The sequence below is a fragment of the Ensifer sp. 1H6 genome (genome assembly GCF_001976035.1).
In the GTDB taxonomy this organism is placed as follows: Bacteria; Pseudomonadota; Alphaproteobacteria; order Rhizobiales; family Rhizobiaceae; genus Ensifer; species Ensifer canadensis.
Window position 1 is genome coordinate 154703 of record NZ_MOAI01000013.1, and the last position, 15561, is coordinate 170263.

16 protein-coding genes are annotated in these 15561 nt (G+C 59.8%); 15 read left to right on the top strand and 1 reads right to left on the bottom strand.

Going from position 1 to position 15561, the window contains the following annotated elements; genetic code table 11:
* Positions 1-96: 96 nt before the first annotated feature.
* From traA to BKP54_RS17300, 13 genes are all read left to right on the top strand, one after another.
* Positions 97-3399 carry a Ti-type conjugative transfer relaxase TraA gene (gene traA, locus BKP54_RS17240; protein ID WP_084814631.1) on the top strand — a complete coding sequence of 1101 codons (3303 nt, stop codon included), beginning with the start codon at positions 97-99 and terminating at the stop codon, positions 3397-3399.
* A gap of 8 nt (positions 3400-3407) precedes the next feature.
* Positions 3408-3962 (top strand): conjugative transfer signal peptidase TraF, encoded by a 555-nt coding sequence (traF, locus tag BKP54_RS17245; RefSeq protein WP_245317849.1) that lies wholly within the window; start codon positions 3408-3410, stop codon positions 3960-3962.
* Positions 3952-5118 (top strand): conjugal transfer protein TraB, encoded by a 1167-nt coding sequence (locus BKP54_RS17250; RefSeq protein WP_084814633.1) that lies wholly within the window; start codon positions 3952-3954, stop codon positions 5116-5118. The genes traF and BKP54_RS17250 overlap by 11 nt, the downstream gene beginning before the upstream one ends.
* A gap of 12 nt (positions 5119-5130) precedes the next feature.
* Positions 5131-5754 (top strand): TraH family protein, encoded by a 624-nt coding sequence (locus BKP54_RS17255; protein WP_084814634.1) that lies wholly within the window; start codon positions 5131-5133, stop codon positions 5752-5754.
* Positions 5755-5828: 74 nt separating this feature from the next.
* Complete coding sequence (locus BKP54_RS17260) at positions 5829-6242, top strand: antitoxin Xre-like helix-turn-helix domain-containing protein (RefSeq protein WP_084814635.1); 414 nt, start codon at positions 5829-5831, stop codon at positions 6240-6242.
* A complete protein-coding gene (locus BKP54_RS17265; protein ID WP_084814636.1) occupies positions 6236-6934 on the top strand; it encodes an RES family NAD+ phosphorylase in 699 nt (232 codons plus the stop codon). Before BKP54_RS17260 ends, BKP54_RS17265 begins: the two co-directional genes overlap by 7 nt.
* A 302-nt stretch (positions 6935-7236) precedes the next feature.
* On the top strand, positions 7237-8259 hold the full coding sequence (locus BKP54_RS17270; protein ID WP_245317856.1) for an ABC transporter substrate-binding protein: 1023 nt from the start codon (positions 7237-7239) through the stop codon (positions 8257-8259).
* 8 nt (positions 8260-8267) lie between these two features.
* Positions 8268-9170, top strand: a complete 903-nt coding sequence (locus BKP54_RS17275) for an ABC transporter permease (RefSeq protein ID WP_084814638.1) — start codon at positions 8268-8270, stop codon at positions 9168-9170.
* Positions 9167-9970, top strand: a complete 804-nt coding sequence (locus BKP54_RS17280; RefSeq protein WP_084814639.1) for an ABC transporter permease — start codon at positions 9167-9169, stop codon at positions 9968-9970. Before BKP54_RS17275 ends, BKP54_RS17280 begins: the two co-directional genes overlap by 4 nt.
* Positions 9967-11052, top strand: a complete 1086-nt coding sequence (locus BKP54_RS17285; RefSeq protein ID WP_084814640.1) for an ABC transporter ATP-binding protein — start codon at positions 9967-9969, stop codon at positions 11050-11052. Before BKP54_RS17280 ends, BKP54_RS17285 begins: the two co-directional genes overlap by 4 nt.
* 113 nt (positions 11053-11165) lie before the next feature.
* The gene (locus tag BKP54_RS17290; RefSeq protein WP_084814641.1) at positions 11166-12032 is read left to right on the top strand and encodes a TauD/TfdA family dioxygenase; all 867 of its coding nucleotides are present in this window, start codon (positions 11166-11168) and stop codon (positions 12030-12032) included.
* A gap of 35 nt (positions 12033-12067) precedes the next feature.
* Complete coding sequence (locus BKP54_RS17295; protein ID WP_128090445.1) at positions 12068-12721, top strand: RraA family protein; 654 nt, start codon at positions 12068-12070, stop codon at positions 12719-12721.
* A complete protein-coding gene (locus BKP54_RS17300; RefSeq protein ID WP_084814643.1) occupies positions 12718-13578 on the top strand; it encodes a carbon-nitrogen hydrolase family protein in 861 nt (286 codons plus the stop codon). Before BKP54_RS17295 ends, BKP54_RS17300 begins: the two co-directional genes overlap by 4 nt.
* On the opposite strand, the gene BKP54_RS17305 is transcribed toward BKP54_RS17300, so the two are convergent.
* The gene (locus BKP54_RS17305) at positions 13575-13808 is read right to left on the bottom strand and encodes a helix-turn-helix transcriptional regulator (RefSeq protein WP_084814644.1); all 234 of its coding nucleotides are present in this window, start codon (positions 13806-13808) and stop codon (positions 13575-13577) included. The two genes, BKP54_RS17300 and BKP54_RS17305, sit on opposite strands and share 4 nt — an antisense overlap.
* 79 nt (positions 13809-13887) lie before the next feature.
* On the opposite strand from BKP54_RS17305, the gene BKP54_RS17310 reads away from it, so the two are divergent.
* Both BKP54_RS17310 and BKP54_RS17315 read left to right on the top strand, forming a co-directional pair.
* Positions 13888-14313, top strand: coding sequence for a helix-turn-helix transcriptional regulator (locus BKP54_RS17310; RefSeq protein WP_084814645.1), 426 nt, complete (start codon positions 13888-13890; stop codon positions 14311-14313).
* Between the two features lie 233 nt (positions 14314-14546).
* On the top strand, positions 14547-15548 hold the full coding sequence (locus BKP54_RS17315; RefSeq protein WP_245317852.1) for an ornithine cyclodeaminase: 1002 nt from the start codon (positions 14547-14549) through the stop codon (positions 15546-15548).
* Positions 15549-15561 lie beyond the last annotated feature (13 nt).

Sequence of the window (15561 nt, forward strand, 5' to 3'; positions counted from 1 at the left end):
CGTCGCTGACGCGACGCCCTTGCTTGAGGCCCAGTCCGAGCCTTTCCCTCCCGACGAACCCATTGACTTCGTTTACAACCGGGAAAGAACACCGCCATGGCCGTCCCACACTTCTCCGTCAGCGTCGTCGCCCGTGGTTCCGGCCGCAGCGCGGTGTTGTCGGCGGCCTATCGCCACTGCGCCAAGATGGATTACGAGCGGGAAGCCCGGACGATCGACTACACCCGTAAACAGGGCCTGCTGCATGAGGAGTTCGTTTTCCCGGCTGATGCTCCTGATTGGATCAAGAGCATGGTTGCTGATCGCTCGGTCTCGGGCGCTTCCGAAGCTTTCTGGAACAGGGTCGAAGCCTTTGAGAAGCGGGCCGATGCGCAGCTTGCCAAGGATGTAACCATCGCACTTCCCATCGAGCTGACCGCAGAGCAGAACATCGCGCTCGTCCGCGAGTTCGTCGAAAGGCATATCACGTCGAAAGGCATGGTGGCGGATTGGGTCTATCACGACGCACCCGGCAATCCGCATGTGCATCTAATGACAACATTGCGCCCGCTCACCATGGACAGTTTCGGCGGCAAGAAGGTCGCCGTGCTCGGACCTGATGGTAACCCGATGCGCAATGCTTCCGGCAAGATCGTCTATGAACTTTGGGCGGGGAGCGCGGATGACTTCAACACGTTCCGCGATGGCTGGTTCGCGTGTCAGAACCGGCATCTGGCGATTGCAGGCATCGACATCCGCATTGACGGCCGGTCCTTCGAAAAACAAGGGATTGAACTGGCGCCGACCATTCATCTCGGGGTCGGGACAAAGGCGATCGAGCGGAAATCGAAGGCTACCAAGCAAACTCTTTCGCTTGAACGATTGGAGCAGCAGGAAGAACGACGCGCGGAAAACGCCTGCCGCATTCAGCGCAGTCCGGAACTTGTCCTCGACCTCATCACCCGCGAGAAGAGCGTCTTTGACAGCCAAGATGTAGCCAGGATCCTGCATCGCTATATTGACGATGCCGGTCTGTTCCAGGGCCTGATGGCAAGGATCCTACAGAGCCCTCAGACACTCCGTCTTGAACGCGAGCGGATTGAGTTTGTTACCGGCCTACGGGCTACTGCCAAGTACACGACACGGGAACTGATCCGGCTCGAAGCCGAGATGGCCAATCGCGCGATCTGGCTATCTCACCGTTCGTCGCACGGTGTCGGGCAAGCGGTTCTGAAGACGACATTCTCGCGTCATGCCCGCCTGTCGGAGGAACAGCGGGCCGCGATCACACATGTCACAGGGGCCACGCGGATCGCGGCCATAGTCGGCCGCGCTGGTGCCGGCAAGACCACGATCATGAAGGCGGCCCGAGAGGCCTGGGAAGCGGCCGGCTATCGCGTCGTTGGTGGGGCGCTCGCCGGTAAAGCTGCCGAGGGACTGGAGAAAGATGCAGGCATTTGGTCCCGCACGCTGGCGTCGTGGGAGCTACGCTGGAACGAGGGCCGCAACCAGCTCGATGATAAGACCGTCTTCGTTCTGGACGAAGCAGGCATGGTCTCGTCGCGGCAGATGGCGATGTTCGTCGAAGCGGCGACGAAGGCTGGGGCCAAGCTGGTTCTGATCGGTGACCCGGAACAGCTCCAGCCGATCGAGGCGGGTGCCGCTTTCCGGGCAATTGCCGACCGCATCGGTTACGCGGAACTCGAAACCATCTACCGCCAGCGCGAGCACTGGATGCGCGAGGCCTCGCTCGATCTGGCGCGGAGCAACGTGGGAAAGGCCGTCGATGCCTATCGTGCGCATGGGTACTTCAAGGGGTCGGAGCTAAAGACGCAAGCGGTCGAAAATCTGATCGCCGACTGGAACCGTGACTACGATCCGCAAAAGACCAGCTTGATCCTCGCACACCTTCGGCGTGATGTCCGGATGCTCAACGAGATGGCTCGTGCCAAACTCGTCGAACGCGGCATCGTCGCTGAAGGATTTGTGTTCGGGACTGAGGATGGCAAGCGCAAGTTTGCCACCGGCGACCAGATCGTGTTCCTGAAGAATGAGGGCTCGCTCGGCGTCAAGAACGGAATGCTGGCAAAGGTCGTGGAAGCCGCGCCGGGCCGGATCGTCGCCGAGATCGGCGAGGGGGAGCACCGGCGTCAGGTGACTGTCGAACAACGGTACTATCGAAACGTCGATCTCGGCTACGCAACGACGATTCACAAATCCCAGGGCGCGACTGTTGACCGGGTGAAGGTGCTCGCATCGTTGTCGCTCGACCGCCATCTCACCTATGTCGCCATGACCCGCCATCGCGAGGATCTCGGTGTCTATTACGGCCGCCGATCCTTCTCGAAGAGCGGCGGATTGATTCCGATCCTATCGCGTAGAAATGCGAAGGAAACGACACTCGATTACGAGAAGAGTGCCTTCTACCGCCATGCACTTAGGTTCGCACAAGCCCGCGGACTGCATCTCGTCAATGTCGCCCGCACCCTCATGCGTGATCGTCTTCAATGGACCATTCGGCAGAGCCCGAGGCTTGCCGACCTCGGTGCTCGCTTCGTCACCATCGCCGAGAAGCTCGGTCTATCCGCAAGCACCAGAACCGCGGAAGCAATCCAGGAGGCAAAGCCTGTAGTTTCTGGCGTCACGACATTCGCGAGATCTCTCGAAGAGGCGGTGGAGGAAAAGGTCGCCGCCGACCCCGGTTTGAAGATCCAATGGGAGGATGTCTCGAAGCGTTTCCACCTCGTCTACGCGCAGCCGGACACCGCATTCAAGGCCGTCGATGTCGACGCCATGCTGAAGGACGATGCCACAGCGAAATTGACCATTGCCAGGATCGGCGCAGAACCGGAAAGGTTCGGCGCGTTGAAAGGCAAAACCGGCGTCTTCGCCAGCCGCACGGATAAGCAGGATCGAGAGCGTGCGCTTGCCAATGTTGCCGCACTGGCTCGAAATCTCGAACGCTATCTGCGCTCGCGCGCCGAGACGGAACGCCGCCATGAGATGGAAGAGAGCGCGGCTCGGCTCAAGGCATCAATCGCGATCCCTGCCCTGTCTGAAAATGCAAGGCAGATCCTTGAGGGTATCCGCGATGCAATCGAACGCAATGATCGTCCTGCGAGTGTTGAACTCGCCCTAGCCGACCGCCAGGTGAAAGCGGAGCTGGAAGCTTTCACCATGGCAGTCAACGCCCGTTTCGGCGAGCGCGCGTTCCTCGGGATCGCGGCCAAGGACGCGAACGGCCAAGTGTTTTCCAGTGTTACAGCGGGAATGAACCCGACACAGAAAGCCGAAGTCCACGAGGCGTGGATCTCCATGCGTACGGTCCAGAAACTCGCCGCGTCAGCGCGCACCACGGAGGCGCTGAAGCAGGCAGAAACCTTGCATCAGACACAAGCGAAGGGGCTTTATCCGAGATGACCGTTGGCATGTTCGTTACCACGCGTCGTCGACGCCGATCATGGCGGTTTGTCGCAGCAGCGATGACGGTGGCCGCCATCGGTGCCGCCGGCATCGTCGTGTTCGGGACGTTCGGCGGCCGCATCAATGTTACGCCAAGCGAACCGCTCGGCCTCTGGCGGATTGAGCCACTCGATCGACCGGTCATGCCGGGCGATCTCATCTTCATCTGTCCACCGGTCAACGGTGTCATGCGCAAGGCGCGTGCCAGAGGGTATCTCCGCTTCGGCCTGTGCCCAGGTGGACTCGCGCCTTTGATCAAGACGGTTGTTGCCGTGGGGGGACAGCGCGTCGACATCGGCGCCGATATCCGCGTTGATGGCGAGGCGTTGCCGCACTCGAGGCTTGCCGTGCGGGATGGCGCGGGCAGGAAACTACAGCCATTTGCCAGTGGCATCGTACCTGTCGGGCACGTCTTTCTTTTTTCGAGCTTCGCCGGTTCATACGATTCCCGATATTTCGGTCCGCTCCCGCTGTCGGGCATGCTTGGCCGTGCCCGAGAGGTGGTGACCTATGCGCCGTGAACACTGCCTTGTCGTGGGCCTCGTCGCTCTTTCCGTGGCTGCCGGTTGGGTTGGATGGAGCGGGAAAGCTCTGCTTCTGCCAGTGGCGTTCGCCTTTCCGGTTCTATGGTCACAAGCACCGACGCGGACAGGTGCCGCTCTCGTTTCCGCGGGCTATTTTCTCGCGGCGTCGCGCGGCCTGCCGCAAGGCGTCGCCAATTACTATGAGGTGGACCTCTGGTCAGGTCTTCTGCTTTGGTTGGCAGCCTCCTTTGCCTTTGTCGCTGTCCACACCGCGCTTTGGTCAGAACGGTCGGGAAAAGGCAGGGCCGTCCGCTATATCATAGCCGGCGTACTCATGGCGGCTCCGCCTTTTGGCATCACAGGATGGGCACACCCGATCACGGCCGCCGGCGTCGTTTTTCCGGGATGGGGATGGTTTGGATTTGCCACTGCTGCAGCCGGCCTTGCAGTCCTGACGACATGGCTCTGGCCGGCTGCAGCAATCGCCATATCTGGCTTTTGGCTTTGGTCCGCCGCTCTCTGGACGGACCCAGTCTCACCCGAGGGGTGGCGCGGCGTCGATCTCAAACTGGGTGCGGCTCTTGGCCGTGAGGGCAGTTTGCAATGGCACCGTGACCTGATTGCAACGGTTCGGGACGAGGCTCAGCAAGGCGTCCGTCTGATTGTCCTGCCGGAAAGCACGCTCGGCTTCTGGACGCCGACCGTCGAGCGTATCTGGACCGATGGCTTGAGTGGTCTCGAAGTCGGTGTGGTTGCCGGCGCAGCGCTGGCCGGGCGGGATGGCTATGACAGTGTCATGGTTCTGGTTACGTCGATGGGCAGCAGCGTGTTCTATCGTGCGCGCATGCCCGTACCCGGTTCAATGTGGCAGCCATGGCGCATTTTGCTCGGACAATCGGGCGGTGCGCGAGCGTATTTCCTTGCCAATCCGGTTGCGGAAATCGAAGGGCTGAGGATCGCGCCACTCATTTGCTACGAACAATTGCTCGTCTGGCCCTTCCTTCAGTCGATGACGCATGCTCCCGACGTGTTGGTGGCCATCGGCAATGGCTGGTGGACGCAAGCCACATCGATCGTCTCGGTCCAGCGCGCAAGCGCGGTCGCCTGGGCTCGGCTTTTCGGCAAGCCGGTCGTGATTTCGTTCAACACCTGATGGGTGCGCCTGATGATCGATGCCGCGCTGATCGAAGAATGCGCCGACCAATCCCTGAAGCCTGCCATCGTCGAGCGGTTTGTCGAGGCGGCCGGATCCTTGGATCCGCTATCCATCACGGTCAGATCGGGTGATCGGTTGATCCTCGTGCCGAAGGCAAGGACACGTGGCGAGGCAATGGAAATCATCCGCCGGCATGTCGTCAGTTCCGTTGTGCGTGTCGGGATCACGCAATATCCAGCCAGCTTCGTCTTCAAAGACACGACCGATCCGAGGCCGGATCTCCTCGATGCCTGTGACAACCTGCGCATGGGAACGACGATGTTTGCAAAAATCCTGCGGATCGTTGCGAAGTGGTATGGCAATTCCAACGAGAAGGATGTGTTGCCAGAGGTTTTCGAGGACGCCGTTCATGCTTGGAAGACAGGGGAATTCGAGGGCGCCAAGGTGTTTCGGACGCAGGGTGCGGATTCCTATGCTGAAACTGCCGTTGATGATGCCGTAGAAGGCACACCTGATGAGGCTCACGGGCTTCAAACTGACCCCGTTGAAACTGACAAAAACTCCGTCGGAGCCCCCTCAGGGCGTTCTGAGATCCGTATTGATCTTTCGAGGATCAACGGACCGGTGCGCTGAACACCTCACTCATCGCAGCTTGCTTGCCAATTGGCAAAATAGGATTATATTTATGCCAGAAAGTGAGGTGCGATATGCTGCTCCAACCGATTGTTGCCACGCCTGCTGCGACAAACAACGGTGTTATCACGGATGAGGAAGCCGGAGCGCTGGCACGCACGACCGTCAATCTGTTCAAGGCCTGGGAGCTTTCCGATGCCGAGGCGTGCACCCTGCTTGGCGGCCTTTCTGCGCGCACCTGGGCTCGATGGAAAGACGGTAACATCGGCAGAATCGACCGGGATCTGAGGATGAGGATGGCTCATCTGATGGGCATCCACAAAGGGCTACGCTATCTCTTCAACGAGCCGGCGCGCAGCTACGCTTGGATTCGCAAGCCCAACACCGCCTTTGCTGGCGAAGGTGCTCTTGCAATGATGTTGCGCGGCGAGATGTCCGATCTATCCGCAATGCGTGAATGGATCGATGCGGAGCGCGGTGCATGGTGAGTGGACTGGCCGTCCGCACCCTCGTTCAATGGCCGCAAACCTATCGCATCATCCGCTCGATCTATCCGCCGATCGATCTCTTTGAAGATATCGCCGACCCTCGCGACTGGGAAGCGCTCGTATCTGTAGAAGAAAAAACCAATCCACGCATTCGCCTCGAGGTCGGTGACCTTGGCAAGGTTCCGGCTGGTCGCCGCGTGGCCGGCCCGGGCGCAAGTCTGGTCATGGCGCCCTTCGTACATTGTTCCACGTTACGGCCTGGCCGCTTCACGGACGGTCGCTACGGGATCTACTATGCCGGCGATAGTGAAGACGTTGCTGTTGCCGAAACCATTCATCATCATGAAAGATTCATGCGAGCAACAAGCGAGGAACCCGGTTGGACGGCTGACTTCCGTGTTCTTATCGGCAGTATCGACCGCGAGCTTGATGATGTGAGCGCGGTGCCGGATGCCCTGCATCCAGACGACTACACAGCGTCGCAGTTGGAGGGGCATGCCCTGCGCGCCGCAGGAAGCGACGGCGTCTTGTGGAACAGCGTTCGGATGCCGGGTGGACTATGCATCGGCATCTTCTGGCCGGACGTAATCCCGGTTCCGATGCAAGGCCGTCACTATAGCTATCACTGGGATGGCTCACGGGTCGACTTCGTGAAAAAGCATGACACCGGAGAGGTGTTGCAAGTCACCTGAGATATCGTGATCGCGGGGAGACAACGGGTGTTGCATCTTGCATTTGAAGGCAATCTCCAAGTCGCGACATTTGTCGAGCCTCTGTGGGTGGCTCCCAGCCTTGCCTACAGATCGCAGTCCGGCAGGGGCCCAGCTTGTTCCGTTGTAGCCGAACTCCTTGTTCGATGACGCGAACCATTGATTGCGACAGGACAATAATCCTAGCCGAACGATATTAGACCCACGGACTCCAACCCAGCACCATTCGCCGTGAAAGACACACGAATGGGAGAAAAATCGTGGGAACAAAGCGATGCTTCGCATTGATCTTTTCCGTTACCTTTGCCGGGCAATCCGGACTGGCCGGCGCCGAAACGCTGGTCCTCAACAGCTACGGCGGGCCATATGAGGCCATTATCCACGAAAGGATCATCAAGCCGTTCGAGGACCGTTACGGGATAGACGTCGTCTATGACGCCGTCGGTTCTGCGCAGCAGGACTACGCCAAGATCAAGGCGACCAGAGGTCGTCCGGGCTTTGATGTCGCGGTGATGACCGCGTCGCAGTCGCTTCAGGGCTGCAAGGATGGGCTTCTGGAGAAGCTTGACGCGGCTCTGGTTCCCAATCTCGGCAAGCTTGCACCCAGCCTTTCGCAATCGGCAGGCCCCTGTGGCGCCGTCCATGAAGTCCAGTACCTTTCGCTGCTCTATCGCACAGACACTCTGAAGGCCGCGCCGGACTCCTGGTCCGCCCTCCTCGATCCGGCACTTGATGGAAAGATCATCCTTCCGACCTTTCAAAACATCATGGCGGTCTATCTGCTTGAAATGATGTCGGTGAGCAATGGCGGTGACCTCCTCGATAATATCGAGCCGGGCTTTGCCGCCATGCAACGCGTCTCGGCGCACGCGATCGGGTTCGAGCAATCCTCGGCGATCCTTGAGAGCTACATGCGAGAAGGCACGGTCTGGGTCATGCCGTTCTGGAACGGACGTGCGCAACTGATGGTCGATGAAGGCGTTCCTGTCGACTACGTCAGGCCGAAGGAAGGCACGATCCCGCTGATCGCCACGCTCAATGTGCCGGTCGGCGCCGAGAATAAACCCGCGGCGATGAAATTCATCGACTTCTTCCTGGAGAAGACGAGTCAGGAGGCCTGGGTCGCCGGCTACAAGGTCGGAAGTGCGCGCGGTGACATCGACGTGCCGGAGGCGTTGCGCAGCCGTCAGATTACCACTGAGGCCGACCTCGAGACGCTGCACCTTCCCGACCTGGCGCGCTTGACGTCCAAACTGCCCGAATGGGCCGAGCGCTGGGAACGCGATATCGTTCCGCAGGCACGATGAGAGGGCCGATGAACACGCTTGCCATCGAACTGCCCGCAACCGCGCGGCGCCGACGCATCTGGTCGCCCTTCGCCTATCTTGCTCTCTCCCCATCCTTCCTCGGTCTTTTGATCTTCTTCGCCTTGCCGATGGGAATGATGATCGGCATGAGCTTTGCGAGTGCAGAGACGCTCGCGCCAACGCTCGACAACTACGCCAGGTTCTTCACTGACGGTCTGTCGATCGTTGGTTTCTGTCGAACGGCAATCATGTCTGCCTTGGTTGCCGTCTCGGTGACGGTTCTCGGCTATCCGGTCGCCTATTTTCTAGGGCGCTCGAAAACGCGCTGGCGTGCGCTCGTCTTCGGGCTGGCTCTTGCGCCGGAACTGGCAGGCGTTGTGCTAAGGACCTACGGATGGCTCATCATCCTGGAGGATCGCGGGTTCATCAATGACACCCTGATCCATCTCGGCATCATCGCTTCGCCTCTCCCCTTGTCAAAGAACCTGTTCGCCGTCGTCGTCGGTCTGACGCATGTTGTGTTGCCCTTCGGGATCCTGTCGCTCATGACCAGTATCCAGGGCATTGATCCGAACCTCGAACGCGCAGCGCAGATGCTGGGGGCCTCAAGGCTTGCCGTCGTCAGGCATATCATCCTTCCGCTTTCGGTGCCGGGCATCGTCAGTTCGTTGCTGATTTCGTTCACGATGGCAGCCAGCGCTTACGCCACACCCGCCTTGCTCGGGGGCGCCGGCTTCAAGGTACTGGCTACGATGATCTATGAGCAAGTGCTCTTCTACATCAACTGGCCCTTCGCCGCGGTCATGGCCATCGCGCTTCTCGTGATGATGCTCGCCATCTCGTTCGTCGGCGTGCGTTACGAGAGCCGGCTGCGTGCCCAGAGCGGCAACCTCAAGGGAGATGTGTCGTGAACAGGCTGCTTTCGCTTTTATTCTGGCTTGCCTTCATTTCAGTCCTCGTCTTCATCACAATGCCGATTGTCGTCGTCGTTGCAGCGTCGTTGAGCCCGACATCTGGCGTCACGTTCCAACCGTGGGAATGGACGACCAGATGGTACGGCGATCTGTTCGCCGATCGCTGGCTTGGACCGTTCCTCACCAGTGTCAAGATCGCCGTGATTGTCGCGACCGTCAGTGGCGTTCTCGGGCTGCTGGCAGCCTATGCCGTGGTCTACGAACGCATACCGGGCAGCGATGTGTTGATGTCCTATCTGCTGTCGCCGCTTTCGGTGCCACAGATTGTCAAGGGCGTGGCCATCGTTCTCTTTCTGTCGATGATCGGGTTCCAGGGGTTTCTCGGAACGCCGGCCCTGATCGCCGCACATGTCGTGTTGGCTCTTCCGTTCGTCACGCGAATGGTCGCGACCTCACTTGCCAATTTCGATGGCAATCTCGATCGGGCCGCGCAGATCCTCGGCGCAAGCAAGGGCCAGCGTATCAGGCACGTGCTGTTGCCGATGATCAAACCGGGCGTGCTTTCGGGCGTTACCTTCGCCTTCATCATCTCGTTCAACAACATCCCGCTTTCGGTTTTCCTCGTGCGGCCTGGCGACACGACACTTCCGATCACGGTGATCAACTATCTCGAATACAGCCTCGACCCGGTCATGGCGGCCGTCAACGTCGCCTCCATGATCTTCATCCTCGCGGTCATCTTTCTCTTCGAAAAGATCGGCGGGTTCTCGGCGCAGCTCCACGGTGGAAGCAAATGAACAATCTCGATATCGAACTCGTATCCGTCAGCAAATCCTTTGCGAACATGCCCGTCGTCAAGGACATCAATCTCGCTATCCCGCAGGGAGAGTTTGTCAGCATTCTTGGGCCGTCGGGCTGCGGCAAGACAACGACGCTGAACATGATCGCGGGGTTCAGCGCGCCAACGCGCGGCGAGATCCGCATTCGCGGGAAGAGCCAGATCCGCGTCCCGCCGGAAAGGCGCAACATCGGGCTGGTTTTCCAGAACTATGCCTTGTTCCCGCATATGACGGTTGCCGAGAATGTTGCCTTCGGCCTCAAGATGAAGGGGACGGCGCGCGAGGAAATCACGACCGCAGTGGCCGGTGCTCTGCGAAGCGTGCATCTCGAAGGGTTCGGCGGCCGTTATCCAAGGGAGCTGTCCGGTGGACAGCAGCAGCGGGTGGCACTCGCCAGGGCGATCGCGCCGCGCCCGTCCGTGCTGCTCCTCGATGAGCCTCTTTCCAACCTCGATCTGAAGCTGCGCGAGGCGATGCGGGTGGAACTGAAGGAGATACACGAGCAGCTCGGGATGACCTTCGTCTACGTGACGCACGACCAGGAGGAGGCAATGGCGATGTCGGATCGGATCGTCGTCATGTGGCAGGGCGTCGTCGCCCAAGAGGGCAAGCCCGCCACGATCTACCGGGACCCGAGCACCCGTTTTGTTGCCGATTTCATCGGTAAGTCCAACATCCTTCCGGTCGCAGGCGTGACGCAGTGTAGCGGCTTTGTCGAGCTGGCGATCGACGATGGTGGTCCGGTACTCAAAGCCAGGTCCTGTGAGCGGACCGGAGATGTTCGTTATTGCTCCATCCGCCCCGAAAGCATCTCGATCCTTGAGGGAATATCGCCCGTGGCCGACGGCTTGAACCGAGTCCATGGTGTCGTGCGCAGGATCGTCAACCTCGGCGGCAGCTACGAGATCCTGGTCGAAGCCGGCGAAAACATAAGGCTGGCAGTTCTCGTCCGGTCCTCACGCTCCGGCGCTCCACCGGAGATCGGGCAAAGCATCCTGCTCGGCATCGACCCCGGCGATATCCAGCCGCTTGCCGATTGAAAGCACTGATAGGCCGCCCCAATAGATGCAAACGGATGGATATTGGAAACACCTTGGCGGCCCGCCCTACGATTGCTTCGACCTCATGGATAGGTCGACCAAGGAGATTGAAAATGCTGATGAAAAACAAACTTCGCGCCGTGCAGCACGACAGCAATGTGTGCGCGGATATCGAGGGCTTCGACTTCGACGACTATAGCGCAGACGACATCGCGCAGGTGCGATCCTACTGGTTGCAGTACGGCGTCCTGCGCTTCAAGGGCATCACGATGACGGATGAACAACAGGTCGCGTTTTCCCGGCACTTCGGCGAGTTCGTTATCCATCCCAAGCAGCTCCAGGAGGGCGGACATCCCACCCACAAGGAGATCCTTGTCATCAGCAATGCGATGACGGACGGAAAACCGAGCGGGGCCATGGGCAACAGTGAGGCAACCTGGCATACCGACACCTGGTTCTACGAGCGCCCGCCGGCCGGCGCGATCCTGCGTGCGGTGGCAGTGCCGCCGTCTGGCGGCGATACCTACTTCCTGTCTACCTATCTTGCTTACGATACCCTGCCTGACGCCTTGAAGAAGTCGGTCGATGGCCGGCAGATTTTCTTCCAGAACGTCTACGACAAGACCGGCAAGCTGCGGCTCGGCAAGTCCGTGCCCTCCAGCCGTGATTTCCGGGAATGGAGTGGTATCGTCCATCCCCTGGTCCGCGCCCATGGCGAGACTGGTCGCAAATCGCTTTATCTCGGCGGAACGGCTGAAGGTGCGTGGATCGTCGGCATGCCTCTGGATGAAAGCGAGGCGCTTCTCGCCGAACTCTGGGATCACACGACCAATTCGAAGCAGGTCTTCGTCCAGCAGTGGAACGTCGGCGACATCATGATGTGGGATAATCGTTGCACGATGCATCGCCGGGATGGCTTCGACCCCGCGACGATCCGCATCATGCATCGCACCACCACCTCCGGTGAGCGGCCGGTCTGAACCGGTTCAAGCCACTTCCTGAGAAAAAGGCAGCCATCATGCAGGACTATCGGGTGAACGCTCGCAGCCCTTCCCTTCCGCTCGACCTTATCGATCTTCTGGGTTTGGTCGAGACCGCTACCATCGGGCATATCGAGCATTTGGGATTTGTCGGCGACAATGTTCGCCCGGTCGTACCTGCACGAGCGGCGGGATCGGCTGTGACCGTCGCGGCTCCGGGCCGCGACGGTACGGTCATCTATCGGGCCGTGGATCTATTGATGCCGGGAGACTTCCTCGTCATTGCGCGTGTGGATCGAGACGACATCGCCTGTGTGGGCGGTGGAGTTGCGACGGCAGTCAAGGCAAAGGGCGGGCGCGGAATTGTCATCGACGGGCCATGCACCGACGCAGACGAGATCGCAGCTGTCGGGCTTCCTGTCTGGTGCCGCGGGGTCTCCGCCAAGACGACAAACCGGGCCTTCCAGGTCGGTGGATCGATCAATGTCCCGATCGCCTGTGGCGGAGCAGCGGTACTGCCCGGTTATGCGGTGCTTGCGGACAACGAAGGCGTCTTCGTTGCTGATGTCGAGCGAATGCGGCAACTCGCTGAAGCCGCGATCATTCGCCAAGAGCGTTCGTCACGCGCGCGATCCCATCTGGCTTCCGGCCAGTCCATCTTCAATTTCAACCCGGAGGCAAACCCTTGAAAATCTCGCTCATCCAGATGAACTCGCAGCCCGACCGCGCGCAAAATCTTGAAGAAGCCGAGCGGTTGATGCTTCAGGCGACGGCTCTCGATCGGCCCGACCTCATTGTCCTTCCCGAGCACTTCGACTGGACCGGAGGGACGGTGCAGGACAAGAAAAATGCCGCAGACCAGGTGCCCCACGGACTGGCCTATCGGATGGTCCAGCGCTTTGCCGCCCAGCACGGCGTTTGGGTTCATGCGGGTAGTCTTCTCGAGGCGGTCGTCGGTCGCGAGCGCATCTTCAACACGACCGTCGTCTTCGACGATCACGGTCGCGAGGTGGGCGCATACCGCAAGATCCACCTTTTTGACATCACAGCGCCAGACGGCAAACGTTATGCCGAATCCGAAACGGTTGCGCCGGGCCGGGAACTGCTCATCTACCAGATGGGTGGCTTTAGGATAGCATGCTGCATCTGTTACGATCTTCGTTTTTCGCGTTTGTTCGACCGCCTGGCGAGCGAACGTGTAGATGTCTTTATCCTGCCTGCCGCCTTCACCCGGCAGACCGGCGCGGATCATTGGGAGGTTCTTTGCCGTGCACGCGCGATTGAGTTTCAGGCCTATGTCGTCGCCTGCGGTCAGTGCGGGTCCTATCCAATGCCGAGTGGCGAGGTCCGCCAAACCCACGGTCATTCCCTTGTTTGTGACCCTTGGGGGAAAGTGGTCGCCGAGATGGACGACGGTGTAGGAGTGCTGACAGTCACCCTCGAGAAAGAACCGCTGGATACGGTCCGCCGCTTGATCCCGATGACCGATCATCGCGTCGCCCTTCAGCGTAGCAAAGTTCGGGTCGCCGGGTCGGTCGCTGACTAAGACGACGAGGCGTCATCATCCTTCTCGAATCTCACAAGGTCGATATGGCTCACGCCAAGAACCTGAGCGAGTTCGTAGAGGCTGACGATGGTGGGATTGCGCTTGCCGCGTTCAAGGTCGCTCACATATTGCTGGCTGAAGCCAGAGCGGGCAGCGACCTGCTCCTGCGTCAGTCCCTTTTCCCGACGCAGGCGCGCAAAGTTCCGGCCGACCAGCACTCGCATATCCATGCGTCAGTGATGGCAGTCGGTTCACAGCGAATTTATCTACTATAGTATGTAAACGCTGAGTGGACGTTTCGTCCGTTCGATGCCGCGGGTTGATGAAACGGTGAAGCGAAATCCTCGTAAAGCGGATGAAGTCGACGCCCATGTCGGTCTTATGATCCGAATGCAACGTCGTGCGCTCGGCTTGAGCCAGATCGAATTTGCTGCCCGCGTTCAGATCAGCACCACGCAGCTGCGCAAGCACGAAAATGGGATGGCGCGGGTTGGTGCTGGCCGGCTGCAGGCCATTGCAGGTGTACTTGGCGTACCCGTATCGTTCCTTTTCGAAGGTGCAGGCGGGAGGTTTGCAACACCGTGCTGCTTCGATGAAGAGCTGGCATTCTTCCTGGCGTCCGCTGAAGGGCGGGAGCTGAACGACGCTTTCGAGCAGATTGCCAGCCGTCGGCTTCGCCGGGAGGTCGTTGCGCTCGTCATCTCGATTGCCACTCTTCGCACGCAGCAAGGCTAAACACTTTCAATCACTGCGCAGGGTCGTCGCATCTCAGTCGGTAATGAAACTGTCACTCGCATGCTCGATCGTTCATTTTCAAAACCGAATATTGCTCAACTGTTCACCCCCATTGGGCGGCCGACGTGCCTAAAGTTGCACCCGATGCAGCAGCACGGGAGGCGATAGTGGACAACGATGAGCGAAGGATCGAGTTCGTAAGCGCGAACGAACTACGAGCACTCGGAGCCGAATTGACCGTAGGCGAAGTGCATGCGGCGGTGGAACAGGCTTGGGAAGGCTTGAGGAGTGGTGCTGCAACGGGCGGCAAGGCGGTTCTGTCCCTGCCCGAAGACGAGTTCTGGCGCCAGCCGGACTTCGCGCCTTTTCGCGACGGATTTGCCGATCAGCGGCTGGGGTGGAAGCTTTCGGCGCTCTATTGCGTCAATGCGCGATATGGGGCTGTGAAGATCATCGGGGCCAATGCGTTCAATCGGCGCCTTGGTTATCCTCGCTCGACCTCGACCATCGTTCTAATGGACAAGTATACCCTACGGCCATTGAGCGTCTTGGACGGCACAAACCTTTCGGCGATGCGAACCGGGACCTATGCCTCGCGTTTCGTAGACGGCTTTAGAGCCCGGTACAGTCGGGTGGCACTCTTCCTGTTCGGAACGGGTCCCGTTGCGAGAAGCGTCATCGAGTGTCTGTCTTATAGCAGCGCTGATCTTGTCGCAGACATCTTTGTGCGCAGCAGGACGTTGGACGGTGCGCAGAGATTCGTCTCGGAGATGGCCGGTCGCAGCGCAATCCCGCTTCAGGCGGTTGCCGATAACCGTCGGCTTGCGGAGTGTTCGATCGTCGTGACAGCGTCGAACGCCCGTCAACCGGTGTTCGAGGACGCGGAAGTGGCGCCCGACGCGGCCGGCCTTCATCTTGGTGGCGATGAGGTACCCGAAGCCTATCTCAGGCGTGTTCTCAGAACAGGCGTGGTCGGTTGCGACGACACCAAAACCGTCTCTCGTCGCAACTCGCAAAGTCTTGCCTTGTTTTTCTCGCGCAGCGGCCTTTCGCTCGAAACCGTTGGGCCACTTCTCGGTATCCGCGAGCTCTCGTCTTCACACGAGTGGGAGGCCGCCGAACAAGGGCCAGTTAGTCTCACCTGTGTTGGGCTGCCGGCGCTCGACCTCTACGTCGCGGCCGCTTGTTACGAGAAGTTCTGTGCCGCGCGCAGGCAACGGGTCGAATTGCGCTAAGCCGCTCAAGCCC